Raw genomic sequence first — 23,926 nt, 5'->3', positions numbered from 1 at the left:
AAACGAATTAAATCAGCACTTTAGAATTGCGATCTAAAAGCCTATACCTATTAAAAAATTATAACGGCCTCCAGCATGTCGCTTCTCTCACACTGGATCAATATAACTATGTAGCTGTAAAACACAGATTTAAACCCGCAAAAGTTGAAATAGACAGGAAGCAAAGCACTTCTCAATGGTTATTATTTGTTATGTTTCCTTTAATGTTTATTCATCAAAAAATAAAAGGGTATAGTAATTTTCATAATGATAAAAAACTGCTTTTAGGGAGACTTCTGTTTTTAATGTTTGAGAATAACAAAAGGCCGGAAAAAATAACTGATGGTTCCGTAGCGTCTTGAACGAAGGCAGCGTTTGGGAGGCTGGAAAATTTATGAGCCGGCAGACACTCTGCCGGGGAGGCGGTTGTCCCCTTCGAAAACACCCAATGACTGGAAACGTGATTTTCTCTGATCAAATCAAAATTATTTGCCCCGAAACATAAACATGGTACATATATGGTAACTTTGGGGACATCAAAGGCGGTGACATTCAGGATCGGTAAAACCAGCCTTCCTGAAGCTAAAATCAACTACCACAAGAATTTATGAGTATCCCAGCAGTAAAGTTTAACATGGAAGACCGGCCGGAATTCATCAAAGAGTTGCGGAAAAAGGTAAACCAACATTTCAAAGATAACAACCTTTCCAGGCACGCCAACTTCGACATGAAGGCAAAAACAGCCTTTATGCTTGCCCTGTATTTTGTCCCTTTCGGGCTTATGCTGACGGGTGTGGTAACCACCCTTTGGCCGGTTATGCTCATGTGGGTTCTGATGAGCCTGGGAATGTCAGGAATTGGTTTGGCGATTATGCATGATGCAAATCATGGCTCATATTCAAGCAACCAAAAGGTCAATAACGTATTGGGGTTTCTGGTTAATTTTATCGGAGCCTATCATACCAACTGGAAAATTCAGCACAATATGCTGCACCATTCCTTCACCAATATTGATGGCTACGATTCAGATATTGAGAAGCCGATCATGCGTTTTTCACCCAATCAAAAAAGAAAAAAGTACTTTAGGTTTCAGGCTTTTTATGCACCTTTCTTTTATGGGCTAATGACTATTTATTGGTTCCTGAGCAAGGATTTTGAATCGGTGATAAAATATAGCAAAACTAAACTTTTGGCAAAGCAGGGAATTACCCTTAAAAAGGCTTTTCGGGAAGTGCTTTTTAATAAAGCTTGGTACGTTGCACTAACCCTGGGTCTGCCAATTATTTTAATTGCATTGCCGTGGTGGCAGGTGCTTTTGGGCTTTTTAATGATGCACTTCATCAGCGGCTTGCTGCTGGCGTTTATCTTTCAATCTGCCCATGTTATTCAGGAAACTGATTTTTATGAAACGGACCCAACCGGGGGCGTGGAAAATAACTGGGCCATTCACCAAATGCGTACTACGGCCAATTTTGCAAATAACAGCAAATGGTTTTCATGGCTTATTGGTGGCTTGAATTTTCAAATTGAGCATCACCTTTTTCCTCATATCTGCCATGTTCATTACAAAAGAATTTCGTCAATCGTTAAGGAAACGGCTGAGGAATTTGATGTGCCCTATTATCAGCACAAAACTTTTTTCGGTGCACTAAGAAGCCATTTTTCGCTGCTTAATCAATTGGGAACCGGCAAGTATGACAGGCTTGCACTTGCAGCCGCTGCTACCAAAGCTGACAGGTAAAAGTGAAAGTTGTTATCACTTCAATAGAACTCAAAGATCCGTTCAGGTTTTTTGCACTGTCATACAGTGCAATGAAAATTGTCAGGCAACTAAATGCCACCAAATGTATCCGCTTTAAGAAAAGAGGATGGTGGACAAAACATTACACCATGACACTTTGGGAAACTGAGGAGGATATGAGGGAGTTTGCTACTATCGGTGCCCACTTGCAGGCAATGAAAAAGGCACATGAAATTGCCCGGGAAATCAGAACCACGACCCTGGATACCGATACCCTACCTGACTGGAAAACCGCCATTACGCTACTGGAGAAAGGCAGAGTGATCAAATACTGAATTTTTAAAGGAAATAGAAATAGCTCTTTATTTTTATCTGATTATCATTTTAATAATTTTGGGAAAATAAATTCGATTTAGCCCAATGATCTTCGATAACTTAAAGTTTGATCCCCTGCAAATGCTGGCAGGCCACCTGGGGTTCTGTGGATTTTTTGATCCCGTTTCATTCGCCATCCTTAGCTTCGCCCATTAATGAAGCAAATGGACCGGAACCTACATACCATTGATGACGTCCTTGAGGAGTTGGACCTCATCATAGCGCGGGAACTTCAGGCAAATAGTCCGATCGGAATTTTTGCTTATGCCTACCGCAGGACGACCAGCGCCATTAAGCAGGCGGTGCTGGAAAAACGATTCGAGGACAATAGCCGCATGGCGCTCTTCGATATTGTTTTTGCAGAATTATACCTGGATGCTTATTACAATTACGTGGAAGACCGCCCGGTAAGGCTTTGCTGGCAAAGATCATTTGAGCCATCCCACAAAGATTTGTCAATTGTTCAGCACTTAATGCTGGGGATGAATGCCCACATCAACCTCGATTTGGGAATAGCTGTCTCGGCCTTTTCAGCCGGGGGCGATCTCCAGGCATTGAAAAATGATTTTTTTACCGTGAATCTCATTCTTTTAGGATTGGTGAACGAGATACAAAGGCGGGTCGGAAAGGTCTCAAGGCTCATGGTGTTGCTAGATTTAATCGGACACAGGACTGACGAAAAGCTTATGGGCTTTAGCATGATAAAGGCCCGGCAATGTGCGTGGGACCTGGCCTGTGATCTATTTCCACTTTGCAATGCGGAGCAGGAGCAGCGCATCATCCAGGCTGATGAAACGTATGCCCGACTGGCTGACAAAATGATCAACCCGGGATTTTTACCTTTAAATTTAGCATTAAAACTAATTACTCATTTTGAGGAAAAAGATATGCGAGAGGTAATTGCTACCTTACAGGAATGATTTATTTAATTGGCTTTTTGCAATAGGCAATAGAATTTAAATTATTTGGATAAATTTATTTTTAATATTTATATTTAACTATAAACTTTTGCGGGGTTCTTTTATGCTGGGGCTGGCTTTCAAACAATCCGGTTCGGGAGCGTGTTCCTTAGCTGCAAATCCAAATGACGAAAATTATGCGATTCAAAACGCTGCTTAAAACCGCCCTTTTTGGTTCTGCTGTCTTTGCCGCATGGCAGGCCAAAAAAGTTCTTACCAATAAATTCACGGCTGAACGACCCAGCAGCCGCGTGGAAGGCACCCAGGATTTTGAGATACGATACTATCCGCCTGTGGTCATGGCCACAGTAGTAAGAACTGGTGGCTACAAAGAAATGCTCAAAAAGGGCTTTAAAACGCTATATGGCTACCTTTCCGGGAAAAACGATGTGCGCCAGGAAATTGAGATGACCAAGCCTATGGTTGTGCAATATGATGATGCTTCAGGCAAAGGAACGATGACCCTGGTGCTGCCGAAAGAGTATGCGATGGATAAGCTGCCACGGCCGCTTTCCAATAAGATCAATATTCATAAAACCGAAGGGAGCTATAAAGCCTTGCTGAAATTTGAAGGACGGGCTGATAAGATTGATTTCTTCAGCAAACAGCAGGAATTGATGAGCATTCTGGAAGGACGCAACATTGCGCACGAAGAGGCCTTTGAATACTTTATATACAACGACCCGATGCAGCTCGTGCAGCGCGAGAATGCGGTGGCTGTGAGCTTAAAAGATTTTCATCCGAAGGGCTGATTGGCGGACTATTGCCGGCCCCATGCATAGCGGATGGAGATGGCTCCGGCCAGGAAAAAATCCGGTTTGGGAACAATGTCCAGCGTAGGCCTGATGTCAAGCCCCAGGGTGAATGGAATTTCACCGATAAAATATTCAATACCCAGGATCCCGTCTATTCCCACTACCAAATAGTCCCCGCTTTTGGAGGGCACATCCCTGTTTATGTTCTTATAAGAAACATTGTCATAAAGGCCGGTATGCAATCCACCTCCAAAAAACCAGTTCATCCCATCCACGTGAGACTGGAAAGCACCTGCGTGGCGTTCGTACAACGCGATGAGCTGCAAGCCGGAATATTTCCAGCCTGAACCTCCTATTACTTCGATGGCATCCTGGGGCGCAATCATCATTTTGGCATTGAAACCTGTAACGGCTCCACCGCGCACTCCAAGTGCGTATTTGTAATCTACCGTGGAAATTATTGCGGTATCTTCCTGGCCCTCTTGTGCTGTGGCTGAAGAAATACAAAACAAAAGACCTATAACAGTAATGATGGGAAAACTTTTCACAAGGAGATTTTTTATGGGTAAATGCAGAAAACGGGTGCAAAGATGAAAAATTTCCTTTGACAGATTTATATTGCCATTTGTTTGGCTATTAATTTTAAAACTTGATAAAAATGAAAAACCATTTCTTGCTGATCTTGCTTTTTGTCTGTTTTCAGATACCGCTTAAAACTGCCGCACAAACTGCCAATGATATAGCCGGTCTTTGGTGGACTGAGGACAAGAAGGCCAAGGTGAAGATTTACAGACAAGGCAACAAATATTTTGGAAAGCTTGCTGATTTGACCCAACCACTAAATGATGAGGGTGAACCCAAACGTGACAAAAACAACCCTGAAACAGAACTCCGTAGCCGGCCATTGGAAGGACTGGTAATATTGAGCAATCTGGAATATGAAGGTGGCAACAAATGGGAAGATGGGGATATTTACGACCCCTCTTCAGGTAAGGAATATAGCTGCGAATTAACGCTGGAGGATGCGAATACACTGACAGTGAGAGGTTATCTGGGGTTTTCGCTGCTGGGTCGTTCTCAAACCTGGACCCGCGTAAAATGATCAGGGTTTCAAAAGCTCTGGTGGATTCTGCCCTGATAATTTCAAAGATGAAAAATGGATTTAATTCAAAAGATTACTGAGACTGTTGGATTTATTAAAAGCAAGACTGACTTTGAGCCGGAGTATGGAGTCATACTGGGAACCGGCCTTGGCGGCTTGATTAAAGAGGTGGAGATCATCACTTCTCTGAGTTATGACGAAATCCCGCATTTCCCAATTTCCACGGTTGAAAGCCATCATGGCAAACTGGTATTCGGTATGCTGAGCGGGAAAAAAGTGGTGGCCATGCTGGGCCGGTTTCACTATTACGAGGGCTACTCAATGGAAGAAGTCACGTTTCCTGTGCGGGTAATGAAGTTCCTGGGCATTTCCCGGCTTTTCGTATCCAATGCATGTGGCTCGGTAAATCCCAGCATCCGCACTTGCGACCTGATGGTGCTGAATGACCACATCAATCTATTGCCGGAAAACCCTTTGCGGGGCCGCCATTATCCTGAGCTTGGTCCGCGGTTCCCTGATCTCTATGAGCCTTACGACCGCGAAATGATCCGGAAGGCAACTGCCATTGCGAGGGAAAACAAGATCCCGATCCATGTGGGCACTTATGCAAGCGTGCAGGGGCCAAATCTGGAAACAGCAGCAGAATACAAGATGATCCAGGTGATGGGGGCAGATGTGGTGGGAATGAGCACCATACCGGAAGTTTTAGTAGCGGTGCAAATGGGGCTGAAATGTTTTGCTATATCCGTGGTGACTGATGAAGGCTGGCATGAAATTCTCGAACCGGTTACGGTTGAAGACGTCATTGCCGCTGCGCAGAAAACCGAACCCAAAATGACGCGACTCATCAAGGCGCTCATTTCCTCCTTATGATCAACTTCTTTAGAAATACGCTCCTTTTATTGCTGATGCTTTTTGCTTTTACTGCAAGTGCGCAGGAAGAAGTGGAAATGGTACGCTCACTGAAGCTTCAGGCAAACTGGAATAATGAAGATCTCAGTCCGGGAGGAAGCGAAATTTTCAATGATATATGGGGATGGGTAGATAGCCAGGGACGTGAGTTCGTGATAATGGGCAGCTATGACAGCATTTACTTTTTCGACATCACCGATCCTGAAAAACCCGTGCTATGCGATGTAGAGGCCGGCAAAGCTCCGGGCTGTATTCACCGCGATTTTAAAACCTACCTGAATTATTGCTACGCGGTGGCGGATGAAAACAACAGTTCCCTCCAGATATTCGATCTCAGCTATTTGCCTGATTCCGTTCACAAGGTTTATGACAGCAACCAGTTCAGCATTCAGACGCACAATATTTTTGTAGAAAACAGCCGCCTTTATCTCGCTGATAATGCAACTCCTACAGGGTATGCTCCAATGGCAGTGCTGTCTCTTGATGATCCTGTGAATCCTGTCCTTATCTCACGTTTAAAGCCGCCCGTAGTAGGAGGCGATCCGCTGTTTTCAGAAGTACATGACGTATTTGTAGAGAATGACACGGCCTACTGCTCGGTAGGCGATGACGGTTTTATGATCTACGATTACCGCGATCCGGTGAACCCAAAACTCATAACGGATCTGCAAATTTATCCTGACCAGGGATATAATCACAGCTCCTGGCGCGCTGCGAACAGCAAGCTGCTGATCATGGCGGATGAAACCCACCATACCCGGCTCAAACTATTTGATGCTTCTGATCCTACTGACCTGAAATTAAAATCGTTGTTGGGTTATAATTGGAATGAAGGTTCTATTCCGCACAATCCTTTCATCCGCGATGAATATCTTTATATTTCCTATTACCATGAAGGCGTGGTGGTTTTTGATATTTCAAATCCTGAAGAACCGGAATTTATTGATGCGTATGACACCTACCCACAAAATACCGGGTATGGCGGCATGTTGGGATGCTGGGGAATTTATCCCTTTTTTCCATCCGGGATCATAGCAGCTTCCGATCTTGAAAATGGGCTCTTTCTTCTTAAACTGGATACGCTGTATTATACGCCTTCAAAAGAAGAATTTCCTGACGCAATTCTATCCCCCAATCCATTTATTGATCATTTCTCGCTGGTTTTTGAATTGTCCGTGGATCAGCAAATGCAAATGTCAATGCACACCCTTTTGGGGCAGGAATTGTTCTCTCTGGAAAGAAGATTTCCTTCAGGGGAAAACCGGTGGAAGGTAGGTACACGGCAGTTCCTGTATCCGGGAATGTATATCCTTACGCTAAGCGGAGAAGAATTCACAAAATCTTTCAGAATTTTGAAAGCTGATTGATGACAGCTTCACGGGTACTCCTGCTATTCTTATTTCTTGCTTCTCACACCGCTATCCATTCCCAGGAAACGGCTGTGCCGGATGACAGCGTCCGGGTGTTATTCACCACCGAGGAACTCATTGATATTCATTACGATTCACTTCAGGTTCAGGATAGCCTGCTCGTTGACTTTGCCCAATATGATCCTATTTATGCGAGGGCCCGTTTCTACCTGCATACTTCGGTTTATGGCAGCCCGGCTTTCCCGCTGCAATATGAGATGCCCGGCCAGCAGTTCGAACTGGGATTCAATCAATGGGATCTGTATCGCACCACCCGGCAGAACATTCGATATTACAATACCTTTACTCCTTACACCCGCCTGTATTACGTGCAGGGCGGAGGTACCAACCTTCAGATCCTGGAGGCGCTGCATACGCGCAATATAAATCCGGGATGGAATGTTGGCCTGAAGATACGGGGAGGAGGGTCAGAGGGCTATTATCAGCAGCAAAGCACAGCCAGTACTGAAATAGCACTGTTCAATAATTTCCAGACGAAAAACCAGCGCTACCGGCTCCTCGCCAACGTTATCGTAAACAGGTATCGTACACAGGAAAATGGCGGTATTATCAACCCGCTCATCAGCGACAGCGGATCATCCAAATTTGGCCAGCCCTTATTTGATACGCTTTCTGCCTTTGATAAAATCAATATGAACGTGAACCTGGGCAGTGCCAGCCAGCAGTGGCGGGAAACCCAACTTTTTGCAAAACAGTATTATTATTTCGGTAAATACAAAAGCATCTTTAGTCCGGCTGATAGCCTGACGCGCAAAAAGCTGTTTCCATCCTTCTACCTGAGCCACGCATTTCAGTACCGGCAAACAAAACATCAATATGAAGACGAGGCTCCGGATTCAGCATTTTACAGGCACATTTATGATAATCCGCTCGCTACCAGTGATTCTATCTTTTTTTCCGAGCTGCGCAATGAATTCACGCTTTCTTCGGCACCTTATCGTGCCGTGCGGGATACTGACAGCGTAACGGTGTTCAGGGAGCGGCCCTGGCTTTTGGCGTTTACAGTGAGCCATGCCTACAATGAGGTGGGTTCTTCTTCGTTGGAATTTGCGACTAATCAACTGCAAGTTCAGGGGCGATTTCATTTCCGGCTTGAGCGGCTGAGGGTTAAGACCCACGCTTCCCTTCATACCGCAGGCTATCTGTCCGGAAATTACCACGGAGAAGCTCAGGCGCAATATCCTGTATATAAAAACTGGAATCTGATGGCGGGAATTTCTGCAGCGCAGACCTCAGTGCCATTTATCTTTCAGTATTACAGTTCCAATCATTACCGTTGGTTACAGGAATTGCAGCGGGTGAATCATCAGCGACTTTTCGGTGGTTTTGTCAATGCGAAGGAAAATGCTGCGCTCACAGCCGAATTTATGCGCATCGGCAATTACCCATATTTTGACAGCACCGAAATTCCGGTTCAGGCAAATGAGGCCATTCCATATCTGAAACTCAAACTGCAAAAGGTATTTAAAACCAAACATTTTGTAATGGATAATGTGCTGTTGTATCAGCCTGTACTTTCAAATGATCTGCTGCGCCTGCCTGATTTTCTCATTAATACTACCCTGGCTTTTGATCAAATTATTAAAGATAAATTTCATATCCAGGTGGGAGTTATATTGAATTATAATACAGCCTACAAGGCAGCCAGGTATTTACCTCCCATTTCTCAACTGGCTTTGCAGGACAGCATTACCGTTGGCAATTATCCACATTTTGATGTTTTCTTTAATGCCGAGATCACGCGGTTCAGGATTTTTGCAAAACTAGAACATGCCAACCAGGAGTTTACCGGCAGTAGTTATTTTTATCTTCCAAATTATCCATTAAAACCCAGGAATTTTGTTTTTGGTTTAGCATGGGAATTTGTTAATTAAAAAAACAAATACCGGATATTTATATGAATTTCAGTTTCTTTTAATGGAAAGCGAGGATTCTGAAATTGCAAACTATTCCGGGGAATCTATTTTATGCGAAGTTGAAACAATTTCACGGATGATGTTATCCAGTTCTTTTGCTGAATCCATTAAATATCGCAGTAATTCATTATTTTCACTTGGTGTATTGTCCTTGTCAGTTAAAATCTCCAGCAGGCCCATGATGCGAGCCACTGGTGCACGTACTTTGTGGGATTGGGTCCAGGCAATTTCCCGGAGCTTTTTATTTTGTTCCTCTATGGCTTGTATTTGTTTGTGGCGATCAGTAACGTCTGAAGCCAGTACTATTTCAGCTTTCCGTCCATTATAATAAATTATGTTACTGCGAATTTCCACAATAATTAACTTCCCGTTTTTCTTTTTGTGTAAATATTGTCCTTGTGAGAAAAGCTTGTCATTTGCCCTTACCTGTTCTACTCCTTTCTCCATTTTGGGTATTTCGGATTTGGGACGGATGGCTTTGATGGTCATGTTTACAAATTCCTGGTGCGAATAACCATATTGATTAACTGCCGCATCATTTACATCCATAAATTCCAGGGTTTCCACATCATAAACCCACATGGGTTGCGGGCTTAGGTGAAACAGATCGGAGTAGCGCTGCTCCGATTCCTTCAGGCTCACCAGGTACTTGTTCCTTTCTATATTATATAAAATACTTTTATAAAGCATTGCGGAACTGAGGCTGTCCTTCAGCAGATAATCCGATACGCCCCAGGAAATAGAACGCGTGGCAAAGGCCAGATCGGTGTATCCCGTAAGAATAATAATCGGTGTTTCTCCGGCTACTGATATGATTTCTTTTATGAGGGGTTCTCCCTGTAAATCAGGTAAGGTGAGATCGAGCAACACCGCATCAATTTGCCCTGAATCTTGCGTTAATACATCGTGTGCTTCTTCAAAATTTTGCGCAGTTAAAATAACGGGCGCCACAATAGCTTCCTCCAGGTAGTCTTCTACGAGGAGCAAATCGCCCGGATTATCCTCAACTACTAAAATTTTATACAGACTATTGTCTTTTTGCATTTGACGGTAATGTTACAATATTTAGCCAGAAGTTTTCTATGCTTGTAATGGCATCTAAAAATTGCCCTATTTCCACAGGTTTGCTGATGTAGCAATTCGCATGGTGTTTATATGACATGAGCACGTCTTTCTCTGAAGAAGAGGTGGTTAGCATAATGACAGGAAAATGCATAACAGCGTCAGTACTTTTAATTTTACTCAGAACCTCATGGCCACTTTTTAATGGCAGATTAATGTCCAGCAGGATAAGGTCAGGGCTTGGTGCATTGGCATATTCTCCCTGCTTAAAAATATAATCGAGCGCCTCCTTTCCATTTCTTACAACGCTAAGCGTATTAATGATTTTGCTGTCCTCTAAGGCCTCTGTAGTGAGGATAATATCACCCTCGTTATCTTCTACCAATAAGATATGAATAGATTTCATGAAAATTTTTTTATGAATTTAATAGTAAAAGTTAGCTCATTTGAAATACATTTAATGAAGCTTGCCATGATTGCGGAATTCTGGTGTTTATAAATACACTTGTTTCATAAAGGGAGAGTAAGTACTGATCCGTTATTTTGAGGGAGGGTAAAATAAAAGGTGCTTCCTTGCCCTTCTTCGGAATTTAACCAAATCTGGCCGCCCAGTCCTTCAACGCTCTTTTTTACGATTGCCAGGCCCATCCCGGTGCCGCTGTATTCTTCTTTGATATGGAGCCGCTGGAAAATGACGAATATCTTGTCAAAATATTCCTGCCCGATGCCAATGCCATTGTCACTCACCGAAATGAGCCATTCGTTGCCCTGAGACCTGGCCATGATCCGGACTACCGGCAATTCATTTGGATCTACATATTTAATGGCATTGCTGATAAGATTTTGAAAAATATGGATGAGAGGAGTCCTAAATGAATAGACCTCTGGTAAATGACTTACATGAATGGTGGCTTTGCATTTTTTAATTTCTCTGTGGAGGAGTTTTAAAACTTCATCGGTAACCTCATTCAGGCGAATTGTTTCTTGCTCCTCTTCATGTTTGCCAACTCTCGAAAATTCCAGCAAGTCCAGGATGATCTGCCTCATGCGCCTGGCCCCGTCCACGGCAAAGTGTATATATCTTTTGGCTTTGTCATCAAGTGTTTCGCCATACTTTTTCTCTAACTGAGTGAGGAAGCTGCTCACCATGCGCAAGGGTTCCTGCAAGTCGTGCGAGGCTACGTAAGCAAACTGTTCAAGCTCTGCATTGGAAATTACCAGTTCACGCGCCCTGGCTTCGAGTTTTGCATTAAGTTTTTTTAGTGAATCCTCATGTTCCTTGCGATAAGAAATATCAGTTATTGCGCCTACTGCCCTCAATGCCTTGCCCTTGCGGTCTCTAATAAAAATGGCCCTGTCAATTACAAAAGCATACGTTCCATCATTCATTTTGAGCCGGTATTCGAAGAACCAGTTTATGGCTTCCGGGTCTTTTGTGAATGCCATAATATGTTCCATCACCTCCTGCCTGTCTTCCGGGTGTATCAGGCTTATCATCAGCTCAAAGCTTGGCTTAATCACCTCCGGGTCGTGTCCAAATAGTGTTTTAAATCCTTTGCCCCAAAACAGCTCATTTTCTACCATGTTGAAATCCCAGATAGCATCATTGGTGGCTTCGGCAATTTTCTCAAAACGCTCATTGGACTGTCGGAATTGCTTCTCCGCAATTTTGCGGATGCTTACGTCTTTAAAATAAACTGACAAACCTTTTTCAGAGGGATATGCACTCACCTCAAACCACTGGCCGGTAGTGGGATAGTGGTCTTCAAAATGAATGGTTTCACCGGTATCCATAGCGCGCTTATATTCTGTAAAAGAATTGGTTTCGGTGGCATCATTAAATATTTTCCAGAGATTTTCTCCTACAATTTCTTGTTTCTTTTTAAAGAGAATTTTTTCTGCTTCTTTATTCCAATAGGTTACCGTCCAGTCTTTATCTATTGCAAAGAATGCATCGCCAATGCTCTCCAGAATATTGTTTTTTTCTTCAAAAGCCGTTTGCAGTTCAATCTCGGTAATTTTTTGCCGGCTAATGTCCTGCAAGCTTCCTGATATTCTTCGGCACTTTCCATCATGCATCTCTGCATTGCCAATCACCTTTACCCAGCGTTCATTTCCTTTTGCCGTAATAATTGACCTTTCAAAATCGAAGCTTCCACCTGTTTTAGAAATCTCTGAGAGGATGTTGCGAACTTCCTCTTTTACGCCATTCGGATAGAACCTTAAACTTTCATCCAGTGAAGGCATGTAATCTTCCTCCACTTCATGGATTTGTTTGGTGATGGTGGACCAGTAAATAATGTTATTGTCTAAATTTAACTCCCAGCCTCCCAGTTTCGCGAGTTGATTGGCATTTTCCAGGAGATGGTGGAGTTCAATAATTTCGGTTACATCCCTGAAATTATCCACGATTCCATTGATAGCCGGGTCGTGGAGCAAATTGGTTACATTGGCTTCCAGCCAGCGCCAGGAGCCGTCTTTGTGTCTGGTCCGTGCATTTACTCCCTCCAGTGTTTTTCCGGGGTTTTGCATTACCTCCTGCATTTTTATTGAGACCTCTTCCCGGTCATCAGGATGGATAACCTCAAATAAATTGAGTTGCAGGGCCTCCTCCTCAGTGTATCCCAATACCTTTGTAATAGATGGCGACACGTAGGAATTACTGCCATCAGGTCCTAATATCACGATGGCATCAGCTCCATTTTCCACCAAGCTCCTGTAGCGTTTTTCGCTAAGCTGCAACTGCGTTTCAGCGTTTTTCCTGGCGGTAATGTCATTAAAAGTTACAACTGCCCCCTCCACTTTTCCGTTCTCCAATATCGGGGTGGAGGAGTAGTTTACGAAAAAATGGCTGCCGTCCTTGCGCCAAAATATATCTTCTGAATTCTGGAAGCCTTTCCGGAACTGATTTGCCAGATAAACATCACGTTCCTCTTTTACATAAAATTCATCTGCGTTGTGCTGGTGAATGAGGTTATTGATATTTTTTCCTATACATTCTGCCGGTGTAAAGCCCAGCATTTTTGCTGCAGAAGGATTTATGAAGCTGCAAAGGCCATTCTTATCAATACCATAAATTCCTTCCTCTGTTGCGTTGAGAATAATATCATTGGCTTTTCTGACTAATACCTGGTTGATGTTAAGTGCCAGGCTGTCAACAACGCTTTCCAGCAACTGTTGTTCTTCCTTCAGGAATGGCCCTTCGAAGGCAGCAGGCCTTTCTTTCTTGTAGGCTATTGTGATTTCCAGTATTTCCCCTTCAAAAGTTTGTTTTGTTCGCTGCAGTTGCCATTTCGTTTTTCTATGTCCGGCTGTTTTGTAAATCTTTCCTTTATATTTTATAGCTGCTGTTGTAATATCTGAATATTGGCAACCACCGGGAAGAAACGATACGGCCATTTGAAGCAATTCTTCAAGGCTTTGGTCAATCTGGCTTAACCCGGAAATATTTAACAGGCAGGTTTGCTCATTTACACGTTTTTGCAGGGCTTTTAATGTTTGGGTTAATTGCGCTTCTGCCTCTTTTTGTGGTGTAATGTCCAGGATGATAGAATCCCAGATAATGCTGTTATCTGCAAGGCGGGAAGGGTTTCCGGAACCCTTATGCCAGCGGAGCGAACCATCAGGATGGCGATACCGCCATTCATGCTGCCAAAAACTCAGGCTGAGGCTAGATTCTTCGATGGATTTGACATGGCTCTCCAAATCACGTTCATCGTAACGCTCCCACACCACCCTGTTATTTCGCATCACTTCCTCTGCAGAGAATCCCCAGAGTTGCAAAGCGCCATTGCTCACCTGCTGCAGGTTGTCATGGCCATCCGGGTAGCGCTGATAGCGAAATACCACTCCAGGGATATTGTTGGTAATGGTGTTGAATTGATGCTCTGTAATTTTTTGCTGAGAAATATCCGAATGTGTTCCTGCCACACTCAGCGGCTTTCCATCCTCGTCCCAGCGTGATATTTCTCCGCGATCGTTGATCCAAATTGTGTCTCCTTCTTTATGGATCATGCGATATTTTATCTGGTAATGTTCAGCCTTTTTTTCTAAGCACTCCTTTACTTTTTCGTCAAAAAGTTGCCGGTCTTCGGAGTGAATCATTCTTTTCCAGGTGTCTATAGTCATGGGAAGGAGTGCCTCCTTGGTATGCCCAGAAATTTCAGCCCAGCGATCATTTATTTGTACCTCTCCGGTTTCAATATTCCACTCCCAGGTGGCCGTGCGTGCAGTCTCTGCAATGTTGGTGAGCCTTTTGGATCCATTTTCCACGGACGTTTTGCTTTGGCTGAGTGCTAACTGGCCTTTCCGCAGTTCAAATAACTGCCCTACCTGGCGTGCCAGTGCCTTGAGCGCCTCAATTTGGTTTGCGTCCAATTTCCTGGGTTTGCGATCCATCACTGACAGTGCACCCAGCGCATCTCCCTCTGGCGAAACAAGCGGAACTCCCATATAGCAAACTACGTTGGATGCGCCCGCCACAAGCGGATTTTTGCTGAAACGCGGGTCGTCCGGGGCATTTTCTACGAACAGGATCTCTGATGGCCGCTGGATCGCAAAAGAGTCGAAAGATTGAATCGCAGGAATTTGCGCTATTTCAAAGCCCAGCCGTGATTTGAAAAATGTTACACTATCCGTAACCAGTGATATGGCGGCTATGGGAGTTTGACAAATAAGTGCAGCCAGACCGCAAATGTCATCATACTCTTTTTCGGAGGGGGAGTCCAGGAGCTTATATGACAGGAGGGTCCGGAACCTGTTGTTGCCCGGGGTTTTGTTCATTTGCTGGTACTTCAAAAGCTGACCGGTTCATGTCAGCAAATCAAAGCTAATTTTTCTTCTTGAGATTTACAAAATTTGATCTGTCCGGTGTTTAAAATCCGCTGTTGGTGCGGATTCGGGTTTCGCATGTTCAGGCGAACTTAGTTCATCTCATCGAATGAAGTGCTAAAGCAGGTATTTTTCTTTTGGCTTGCTGCTGTAAGGTTTTGTGCAATTTTGCTTTGATTTTGTCCAGGAGGTATCAATTATTGGAACTTGCATTTCGTGAAGGTTTCGGAATTTCATGGCCCGTTAGAGAGGCCTGGAAATTTGTTGCATGGTATAAAAAACAAGTAGAAAAATTTTAAGAATTACCCGTTACTTTTTAAAGGAATTAATCAAATAAATAATTCTTGAAAAGTTCTCTTCAATTAATTTATCGAATAATCAAAATTTTATAATTTTTTTCCGTCTCGCCAATCTGCAATAGATACAACCGCGCTCTCGCTCCGCCTTTTAGCAAAATGTGAGCTATTTTCAGCCCTCGGGGCTAAATTAGGCGGGACGCCTCGTAATAGCTGACACTCCGCAAGTATGCGGAGCGACAGCGGGGGAGTGAAACTCCCATCTTCCAAGTTGCCATAAATCCAATGGCTGAAACCTGAACTCATGGATATGTAAAAATGGCTTCGATACACGAATCCGAAAGTATGCTCAGTTAGAAAATTAATTTTTAGCTTTTGTTGTCGGGAGTATTTGTTCCGGGGGAATCACAGTAACCTTTCCGTCACGAGAGACAATTAAAGGACTGTTATTTTTCTTTTTAAAAACAGCCATCTTGCGATAAGCTTCTTTAAGTCCTAAGTTAACTTTTTCTTCCAATTCCCTAAGTTGTACTTTAATATCCATTGTGTTTTTTGTTTAAATCAATCCACTTGTTTTTGCTCCTTATGATTACCTCTGATTCTGATCCTTCTGCAATGAATTCAAAATTCTCTGTTGAATTATCAATTATAATCCATTTATCTACGATTGGCAGATAGATTTTAAAAAGATTCCTTAGTCCATTATCAAATCTCCTTTTAATCGTATCAACCGGAATATTATGTCCTCCTTCAATGACTCTTGTTAATACGCGTTGAATGGCCAATTCAGAAGAATCCAAAGCCAAAAAAAGAAGTATAACTTCATAATTAAGTTTCCTAGCAGAGTTAATTAAGTTCTGATATGTTTTGGTTGCCAAGGTAGTTTCAAAAGCAAAAGATTCTCCCTGATTTAACAGTTCCTTTATCCTTTGTAACATCAACCGTCCAGCGCGAATTCTGGCTTTTTCTGAGTTTAGCGGAGATATACCCTTCCAATTTCATCCGCATTTATGAATTCCTCACATGCGAATATCTCCGGCAGGATCGTATAAGACAGCGTAGTCTTTCCCGCACCATTCGGCCCGGCTATGATATACATCTTTTTCACACTACAAATATAGTATTTCCAATACTATGCTGGATGGCGACTCCGATTTACACGCTCCGATAATTCCGGAAGTGTTCCCTGGAGAGTTGTACTGAATTGTACAGCAATCGTTAATGCCGACAAGTAAATAACGCGAATTCCGGAAAGATCAAAAAGATACACGCAAGCACCCCCTTTGGCATTTCTCGCGAATGCGAGAAAACCTGGATAGGTTGGAATATCACTGACCGTTCTTTCTGCGAGCTAGGATTTCTCCCGCTGGCACCCATGACAGATGTTGTAAGGGCACTCATGATCAGGCTCTTTCTTGGCTCAGTAGCGTAGGGTTTAAACCCTACGCTACTGAGCGTGTAGGCACATGCATCCTGCCAGACCTGTCATTAAATCTTTCATTTTTAATGCCTTAAAATAAATACTCGAAATGACAAGAAGTGGGAGTGGGCTCAACAAACTGGCAATTGAAATATATGTCTCTTTTTTAGATATATAATAAAATGTGTCATGGGTACCGCAGCGATAGCGGAGGGAAAAATCTGGTGGTGTGATATAATGCGAGCGGGTAGCTGCATAGGACATGCGCCACAGGCAGGTGCCAGCCTAAAGCGAATAAATATTTAATAGTTTATTAGTACTTCATATTCTGTCGGCCTGATCAAGAAGTACTCCGAGTCAGCAATATTCTTGCAATGAATCATTGCGACTTCTGGTTTGTCATTGCTATAGATTACTATATATATGTAGTAATTATCTAATGTTTGACTTTTTTCTAATTCATTTTTTGTGAGGTAAAAGCGTTTGTACTGTCCGGTTTGCTTCACTGTCTTTACTTCTATAAATCTTTTTTTGCCATTTAAATCACAAGAGAGTATATCATATCCCAAAGTTGAGTTTTCAGATACTAAGACAACCAAGTCATTAGCATTTTCGACCCCTAAATCTTTTAATCTATCTAATTCGTATTGATAAGCCGCTGCTTCTGATTTGTCTCCTATTTTAATATTATTCTCAGTGATTTTTATATAGTCTTGTGATACATTTACTTTACTTGAATTATTTCCTTCTCGTTTCTTATTTTCTTTTACAGGTTTTAATAGACTGTTAATGCAAGTGAAACTATGCAAGGTTGATGATTTATCTTGATAAAAAGCTGATGAGAAAAGAGAAGGAGCCGATTGCCAATTGGCTGGGATAAATTCTAAGTTGAACTTTAAGTAGTGAATATTCCTGCCATCAATTTCGCAGGAAATAATATTGTGGATTTTTAATTTTTCAATATTGCGCACTATCGTTGTCCTTGATGCCAAGAGAATTTTCTCAATATTATTTATTTCAAAGCCAGCTGCTGTTAAATAGGTGTTTTGGTTACTGAGGAAACATTCTTCAAACAGATTTATGTACCATCTGTGTGCACCTCTTCCGACAATTGAATAAACTTTCTCATAGGCGATTTTCCTAATCTTTATTTCCTTATCGTATTTTAGCATTAAAGTTTTCTGGTATTCTGGATAATACTCAAGGTAATCTAAAATGATTCCCCCATAGAAAATATTTAGATCATTTTCAACTAAAAATTTAGCAGTGCCCTTTTTGGTAAAATATGATGTTAAATGATTCTCGGTTTCGATACTGTGGTGCTGGCAGAATGTAAGAAAGTTACAATTAGCAATTAAGTGGTATTCTTGGAAGTACATAACCTTTTGTTCTTCTTCGGTTAGGATGTAAACTCCCGAGTTGACATCTACTGGAATAATATCGATCACAAATTGTTTTACATAATTATCTTCAACTTGAAAGTATGGAGTTATTTTTTTAATCATCTGCATATTCTTCAATGGTTAGTTTTTCACTCCTTCCTCACCCGCTTTAAACTCACCAAATTTAAAGCATTCCGGTTCAAACCGCGCACATCATTTCCAATGAGCCTGATTACCTCATCATAGAATAGTACCACTACCGGGGCGTCTTCCATTACGAGGCGCTCCATGCGGTGGTAGAGGGGGTAGCGGGCGGAGTCGTTGGTGATGAGGCGGGAGGCTTCGTATAGGCTGTCGAAGGTGGGGTTGCCGAAGTGGGTGTAGTTGGGGCCTGCCGGGGCTTTGAAGGGGCTGTAGAAAAGGGCCAGGTAGTTTTCGGCATCGGGGTAGTCGGCTATCCAGCTTGCACGGAAAAAGGGCATTTTCTTTTCGGCCATGTATTGCCGGTGCTCGGACGGAGGCGTGGTCTCTATCTTCAGGCGTATGCCAATGTCCTGCAACTGGCGCTGGATGAAAACGGCTATGTCCATATAAGTAGGATTGGTAAAGCAGGCGATTTCCGGCAGCCCCTGCCCGTTCGGGAATCCGGCTTCTTCAAGCAGTCGTAGTGCTTTCTGCGGGTTGTATGAATATCCTTCCACCGCTTTGGCGCTGAAGGAGGGCAGGCCGGGCGGTACCATGCCTGCCGTAGCTGGACGGCCAATATTGTTGCGCAGGTAGCGCATCATCTTTTCCCGGTCGAAGCCATAATTGATGGCCTGGCGCACCTGCCGCATCCTTAGCGGGTTGTTGCGCAATACGGGGCTATTGGTGTCGCGGAGGATGCCAAAATATTCGGTGTTCAGGAAGGGGATTTTCTCCATCACAAATTCACCCTCGAACTGCGGGCGCAGCTTTCCCTGTGGCGTCAGCAGGTTGTCTTTAAAAGAAGGATCAATGCCGGAGAGCAGGTCGAGATTGTGTTGCAGGAAAGCGAAGAACTCGTTCTGCCGGTTGGCCATAAAGCTGATGCACACAGCATCGAGGTAGGGGAGTGGCTGCCCGTTTTCCGTTTCAAAATAGTGGTCGTTTCGTTTCAGCACCAGCATATTTTCTTCGTCCCAGTTGCCAAACCTGAACGGCCCAGTTCCCACAGGATTCCGTCTGAAATCCTTTCCGAAAAAACTGGCGGCTTCATGCGGAATTACAGAGCAGTACTGCATTGACAGCAATCCGGCAAAAGGCGGGAACGGTTCGCGCAGTCGTATTTCCAGCGTGGAATCGTTAATGGCCGTAAAGCTCCCGGTGGGCGGAGTTGCAGTGGAATCGAAGATGATCTTGTCATTGAATATCCAGGCACCGGGCGAAGCCAGCGCAGGATCAATGAGCCGGTTGAAGCTGAATACGAAATCGGCTGCCACTACGCGCCTGCCTTTTCCATTTGGGAACACGGGGCTGTCATGAAAACGGACATCCTGCCGCAGGTGAAAGCGGTAAAGTTTTCCACCGTCTTCTACCTGATATCCACGTGCAATGGCCGGAACCACCTGCAAACTGTCATCAAGTTGCAAAAGGCCGTTATAAAGTTGATTGCATCCCCAAATGTCGAATTGGGCACGGGCAAAAGCGGGATCCAGCGAGCGGATGCCGCTGTGCATATTCCAGTAAAAAGTTTTCTTGTGGTTTTCTGTGGAATTTTGTCCACATCCGGAGAATATAGTTATCCACAGCAAGAGGATAACCATCCCGGTCGTCCCTTTCCATAAACAGTAATTTAGCCCCGGTTTATAATCCCGCATATCAGCCTGCAAATAAACGAAACCTATGAAGGTTACATACTATGGACATTCCTGCTTTATGGTGGAAGTGAGCGGAAAGAAGTTGCTCTTCGATCCTTTTATTTCGCCCAATGAGCTGGCAAAGGAAATAGATATTAAAACCGTAAGGCCTGATTACCTGCTGATTTCTCACGGCCATGAAGATCATGTGGCAGATGTGCTGGAAGTGTACAAAAACAGTGAGCCTACGGTAATATCAGCTTTTGAGATCGTCCGCTATTATTCTGAAAAGACCATTAAAAAGGTGAAGGGATTGAATATTGGCGGATCTGTAAATTTTGATTTCGGCAGGGTAAAGTATGTTGTGGCCATGCACTCCAGCGTTCTTCCTGACGGAACGTATGCGGGCAACCCCGGTGGATTTGTGGTGGAAGCGGCTGAAGGCAGTTTTTACTTTGCCGGAGATACGGGGCTTACTTACGACATGAAGCTGATTGCAGAGGAGTTTGATCTTAATTTTGCCTTCCTGCCGCTGGGAGATAGCTATACGATGGGCGTGAAGGATGCCATCCGGTGCAGCGATTTCATCAATTGCAACCGGATTATTGGAATGCATTACGATACTTTTGAACAAATTGAAATTGATCATCAGGAAGCTGTGGATAACTTCAGGCATAAGGGGAAAGAGCTGGTGCTGATGAGGATAGGAGAGAGCAGGGACTTTTGAAAACAGGATGAAGAGTTTATCGCGAACTGCTTCATTTCCCGACCCTGTTCAGGGAGATAATTTTCTTTTCTTTGCGAAATTGATGGGAGTACATTATTAAATATTGAATGAAAAAAATTGAAAATGGGTAAGATAATCGCGCTGGCAAATCAAAAAGGTGGAGTAGGTAAAACCACCACGGCTGTGAACCTTGCAGCCAGTTTTGCTGCCCTGGAATTTAAAACATTACTTATAGATGCTGATCCCCAGGCCAATGCCACCTCAGGCGTAGGTTACGATCCCCGCACCGTTCAGACGAGCATTTATGAGTGCATCATCAACAACCTGCATCCCCGTGAGGCCATTATCAATACAGAGATTGAATATCTGCACCTCATCCCTTCTCACATAGATCTGGTGGGCGCTGAGATAGAACTCATCAATATGCCGGAACGGGAGCGAATGATGAAAAAGAGCATTGCACAGGTGAAAGATGATTACGATTTCATCCTGATAGATTGTTCTCCGTCACTCGGCATTATTACGGTAAATGCACTCACTGCGGCCGATTCGGTGCTCGTCCCCGTACAGTGCGAATATTTTGCTTTGGAAGGTTTGGGCAAACTCCTCAACACGATCAAGATCGTACAGAGCAACCTGAATCCCGACCTCGAAATTGAAGGCATTCTGCTTACTATGTATGATGCGCGCCTTAATTTGAGCAACCAGGTGGTGAACGAAGTAAAGACCCATTTTCAGCAACTCGTATTTAATACCATCATTCAAAGAAACGTGCGGCTGAGCGAGGCGCCAAGCTTTGGCCTGCCGGTGATCCTGCATGATGTGAGTTCAAAAGGAGCCGTGAATTATCTCCATCTGGCCAAGGAGATCATGATAAAAAACGGCCTGAGTTCCAGTGCTCAGGTACACCAAGTAAACGCAAATTAAATATGACCACAATAGGGAAAAGAACAGCTTTGGGAAAAGGACTGACAGCTTTATTAGAAAACAGCAACACTGATCCCACCGGACGCAATCCGATGCCGGTGAATTCTATTTCTGAAATTCCTGTAAATGAAATTGAGGCAAATCCTTTTCAGCCTCGTGGAGCTTTTGACGAGGAAGCGCTTCAGGAGCTTACGGATTCAATTAAAGTACATGGCCTCATACAGCCGATTACCGTAAGAAAGGTGGGGTATGGAAAATACCAGCTCATTTCCGGAGAGCGAAGATTACGGGCAAGCATCAGAGCCGGGTTGAAGAAGCTTCCGGCATACATGCGCATAGCGAACGATCAGGAGATGCTGGAAATGGCGCTCATCGAAAATATTCAGCGGCAGGAACTGAATGCGCTGGAGGTAGCCATGAGTTTTCAGCGGCTGCTGGAAGAGTGCAGTCTGAAGCAGGATGAACTTGCCGAACGCGTGGGTAAAAAGCGGAGTACCGTAGCCAACTACATGCGCCTGCTGAAACTGCCGCACGAATTACAGGCGGCCCTGCGCGATGACAAAATTTCGATGGGACATGCACGCGCACTTATTAACGTGGATGATCCTGCGTTGCAGTTGGAATTCCTGAATGAGATCGTTGACAAAGGATTGTCAGTACGTGCGGCTGAGCAGCTTGTGCAAAAAAGCCGGGAAGCCGCTCCGGCTGCCGCCTCACAACCGGCCACACAGCGAAAGCTACAGGATAAGGATGACTTCCAACTGTGGCGATATGAAATCTGGGAAAGGCGTCTCGGCAAAGGCCTGGACCGCAAAGTGAAGATCAAGGCACAGAAAGGTGAGAAGGGAGAAATTCTGATTCCTTTTACTTCTGAAGAGGATTTGCAGAAGATTACTGATATGCTTGGAAACTAAGAGAACGAATATTGCAATCGCTGTAGCAAAACTCCATCTGGCTTGAAAAAATGCCTTTTGTTATTGCTTCTGCTGGGCTTTTCCGTAGCCTCTTCAGCACAGCAACATTTCAGTTCACTTTCAGATCCGGAACCCTCTTATCTTTCTGAAGATCCTAAGCCAAAAAAGGATTCGCTGACGCCTGACCAAAAAAGGGCGAAGCGGATCGCGATTCAAAGTGCGGTCCTTCCGGGATGGGGTCAGTTCAGCAATAAAAAGTACTGGAAGATCCCGATCATTTATGCCGGGGCCGTAGGTCTGGGGCTGGTTATTGACTACAACCACGGACTTTATAAGGAGTATAAAAAGTCGCTTCTCATTAGGCTTAATAACGATACTACAAGCATAGATCCGCGACCGGATCTTTCTGATAATGCAGTGATAGCTGGCCGGGATGTATATCGCAGAGGCCGGGATTTCGCCATCATCATTTCGGCTGTGGTTTACCTGCTCAATATTGCCGATGCCTATGTGGACGCGCACCTGAGCACCTTTGATGTTTCGGACGATCTGTCGCTTGGACTGGGGCAGCCCCTTCAGCCGAATTTAGGTAATATTGCACCCCCTTCGCAGTTAACTGTGAGCCTCAAAATCAAATTAGGAAAGTGAAGATCATCTTACTCGGATATGGCAAAATGGGCAAAGAAGTGGAACAAGTGGCCCTCGAAAGAAACCATACCATATTGCACCGGATTGATAACGCTGCGCAAACAACAAGTGAAAAGCTCGCGGAAGCTGATGCGGTCATTGAATTTACTACGCCAGATGCGGCCCCCGACAATATCCTGAAATGCATCGAAGCCGGGATACCCGTGGTGGCAGGGACAACCGGCTGGTACGACCGTTTTGACGAGGTAAGCAATGCGTGCAAAAAGAAAAACGCAGCCATGCTCACCGCCACGAATTTCAGCCTGGGCGTAAATATTCTTTTTCGTATTAATGAAGAGTTGGCGGCAATCATGGATCGATATCCAAATTACGAGGCCAGGATCAGGGAGACCCATCATACTCAGAAGCTGGATGCACCAAGTGGAACTGCCGTGACACTGGCCAATGCTATTCTTCAAAATTCAAATACTAAAAAGCGCTGGAAAGGGTTTATGCAAGGCGATAAAGCACAAGCAGAAGGTGCGGTGTTGCCGGTGGTCTCGATCCGGGAAGGAGACGTGAAAGGGATCCATGAGGTGAGCTATCGCTCTGCCATTGATGAATTAGTCATCAGGCACGAAGCCTTCAGCCGGAAAGGATTTGCCCTGGGCGCGGTGCTGGCTGCAGAGTGGCTGATCGGCAAAACCGGGGTATTCACAATGAGAGACGTAATTAGTTAATTTCAGTTTAAAAGA

Annotated in this window: 20 protein-coding genes and 1 pseudogene; 13 read left to right on the top strand and 8 right to left on the bottom strand. The window is 44.1% G+C overall.

Features of this window, described 5'->3' with window-relative positions:
• Positions 1-586 precede the first annotated feature (586 nt).
• From WD077_01720 to WD077_01705, 4 genes are all read left to right on the top strand, one after another.
• Complete coding sequence (locus tag WD077_01720; protein MEX0965927.1) at positions 587-1,720, top strand: acyl-CoA desaturase; 1,134 nt, start codon at positions 587-589, stop codon at positions 1,718-1,720.
• A gap of 2 nt (positions 1,721-1,722) precedes the next feature.
• Entirely contained in the window at positions 1,723-2,055 is a 333-nt protein-coding gene (locus WD077_01715; GenBank protein ID MEX0965926.1) for a DUF3291 domain-containing protein, read from the top strand.
• Positions 2,056-2,259: 204 nt separating this feature from the next.
• Complete coding sequence (locus WD077_01710; protein MEX0965925.1) at positions 2,260-3,015, top strand: DUF5995 family protein; 756 nt, start codon at positions 2,260-2,262, stop codon at positions 3,013-3,015.
• A gap of 176 nt (positions 3,016-3,191) precedes the next feature.
• Entirely contained in the window at positions 3,192-3,806 is a 615-nt protein-coding gene (locus tag WD077_01705) for a heme-binding protein (protein MEX0965924.1), read from the top strand.
• An 8-nt stretch (positions 3,807-3,814) separates the two neighbouring features.
• Here WD077_01705 and WD077_01700 read toward each other — a convergent pair whose 3' ends face one another.
• Positions 3,815-4,357 carry a hypothetical protein gene (locus WD077_01700; GenBank protein ID MEX0965923.1) on the bottom strand — a complete coding sequence of 181 codons (543 nt, stop codon included), beginning with the start codon at positions 4,355-4,357 and terminating at the stop codon, positions 3,815-3,817.
• A gap of 110 nt (positions 4,358-4,467) precedes the next feature.
• On the opposite strand from WD077_01700, the gene WD077_01695 reads away from it, so the two are divergent.
• From WD077_01695 to WD077_01680, 4 genes are read left to right on the top strand one after another with little or no spacing between them, the layout of a single operon-like run.
• On the top strand, positions 4,468-4,911 hold the full coding sequence (locus tag WD077_01695) for a DUF2147 domain-containing protein (GenBank protein MEX0965922.1): 444 nt from the start codon (positions 4,468-4,470) through the stop codon (positions 4,909-4,911).
• 54 nt (positions 4,912-4,965) lie between these two features.
• Positions 4,966-5,784: a purine-nucleoside phosphorylase gene (locus WD077_01690; protein MEX0965921.1), complete on the top strand. Its 819-nt coding sequence runs from the start codon at positions 4,966-4,968 to the stop codon at positions 5,782-5,784.
• Positions 5,781-7,190 carry a choice-of-anchor B family protein gene (locus WD077_01685; protein ID MEX0965920.1) on the top strand — a complete coding sequence of 470 codons (1,410 nt, stop codon included), beginning with the start codon at positions 5,781-5,783 and terminating at the stop codon, positions 7,188-7,190. Before WD077_01690 ends, WD077_01685 begins: the two co-directional genes overlap by 4 nt.
• The gene (locus WD077_01680; protein ID MEX0965919.1) at positions 7,190-9,127 is read left to right on the top strand and encodes a putative porin; all 1,938 of its coding nucleotides are present in this window, start codon (positions 7,190-7,192) and stop codon (positions 9,125-9,127) included. The genes WD077_01685 and WD077_01680 overlap by 1 nt, the downstream gene beginning before the upstream one ends.
• 72 nt (positions 9,128-9,199) lie before the next feature.
• Here WD077_01680 and WD077_01675 read toward each other — a convergent pair whose 3' ends face one another.
• From WD077_01675 to WD077_01645, 7 genes and pseudogenes are all read right to left on the bottom strand, one after another.
• Positions 9,200-10,213, bottom strand: a complete 1,014-nt coding sequence (locus WD077_01675; GenBank protein MEX0965918.1) for a PAS domain S-box protein — start codon at positions 10,211-10,213, stop codon at positions 9,200-9,202.
• Positions 10,197-10,637, bottom strand: a complete 441-nt coding sequence (locus WD077_01670; GenBank protein MEX0965917.1) for a response regulator — start codon at positions 10,635-10,637, stop codon at positions 10,197-10,199. The genes WD077_01675 and WD077_01670 overlap by 17 nt, the downstream gene beginning before the upstream one ends.
• 104 nt (positions 10,638-10,741) lie before the next feature.
• On the bottom strand, positions 10,742-15,013 hold the full coding sequence (locus WD077_01665; GenBank protein ID MEX0965916.1) for a PAS domain S-box protein: 4,272 nt from the start codon (positions 15,011-15,013) through the stop codon (positions 10,742-10,744).
• Positions 15,014-15,718: 705 nt separating this feature from the next.
• A complete protein-coding gene (locus WD077_01660) occupies positions 15,719-15,901 on the bottom strand; it encodes a hypothetical protein (GenBank protein MEX0965915.1) in 183 nt (60 codons plus the stop codon).
• Positions 15,891-16,456: pseudogene (locus WD077_01655) on the bottom strand (zeta toxin family protein). Before WD077_01655 ends, WD077_01660 begins: the two are co-directional and overlap by 11 nt.
• Positions 16,457-17,079: 623 nt before the next feature.
• On the bottom strand, positions 17,080-18,288 hold the full coding sequence (locus WD077_01650) for a DUF3883 domain-containing protein (protein ID MEX0965914.1): 1,209 nt from the start codon (positions 18,286-18,288) through the stop codon (positions 17,080-17,082).
• A gap of 20 nt (positions 18,289-18,308) precedes the next feature.
• Positions 18,309-19,997: an ABC transporter substrate-binding protein gene (locus WD077_01645; protein MEX0965913.1), complete on the bottom strand. Its 1,689-nt coding sequence runs from the start codon at positions 19,995-19,997 to the stop codon at positions 18,309-18,311.
• Positions 19,998-20,022: 25 nt separating this feature from the next.
• Here WD077_01645 and WD077_01640 point away from each other — a divergent pair, with 25 nt between their 5' ends.
• The 5 genes from WD077_01640 (at position 20,023) to dapB (ending at position 23,911) form a co-directional block, all read left to right on the top strand.
• Positions 20,023-20,703 carry a metal-dependent hydrolase gene (locus WD077_01640; protein ID MEX0965912.1) on the top strand — a complete coding sequence of 227 codons (681 nt, stop codon included), beginning with the start codon at positions 20,023-20,025 and terminating at the stop codon, positions 20,701-20,703.
• Positions 20,704-20,826: 123 nt separating this feature from the next.
• Positions 20,827-21,630: an AAA family ATPase gene (locus WD077_01635; protein MEX0965911.1), complete on the top strand. Its 804-nt coding sequence runs from the start codon at positions 20,827-20,829 to the stop codon at positions 21,628-21,630.
• Positions 21,631-21,632: 2 nt separating this feature from the next.
• Complete coding sequence (locus tag WD077_01630) at positions 21,633-22,544, top strand: ParB/RepB/Spo0J family partition protein (protein ID MEX0965910.1); 912 nt, start codon at positions 21,633-21,635, stop codon at positions 22,542-22,544.
• A 42-nt stretch (positions 22,545-22,586) separates the two neighbouring features.
• Positions 22,587-23,192, top strand: a complete 606-nt coding sequence (locus WD077_01625) for a DUF5683 domain-containing protein (GenBank protein ID MEX0965909.1) — start codon at positions 22,587-22,589, stop codon at positions 23,190-23,192.
• Positions 23,189-23,911, top strand: coding sequence for a 4-hydroxy-tetrahydrodipicolinate reductase (gene dapB / locus WD077_01620; GenBank protein ID MEX0965908.1), 723 nt, complete (start codon positions 23,189-23,191; stop codon positions 23,909-23,911). The genes WD077_01625 and dapB overlap by 4 nt, the downstream gene beginning before the upstream one ends.
• Positions 23,912-23,926: the final 15 nt, after the last annotated feature.

The organism is Bacteroidia bacterium, assembly GCA_040880525.1.
GTDB lineage: Bacteria > Bacteroidota > Bacteroidia > CAILMK01 > JBBDIG01 > JBBDIG01.
The sequence above is the reverse complement of the archived record's forward strand: the minus strand, read 5'-3'. Positions and strand labels throughout refer to the sequence as shown.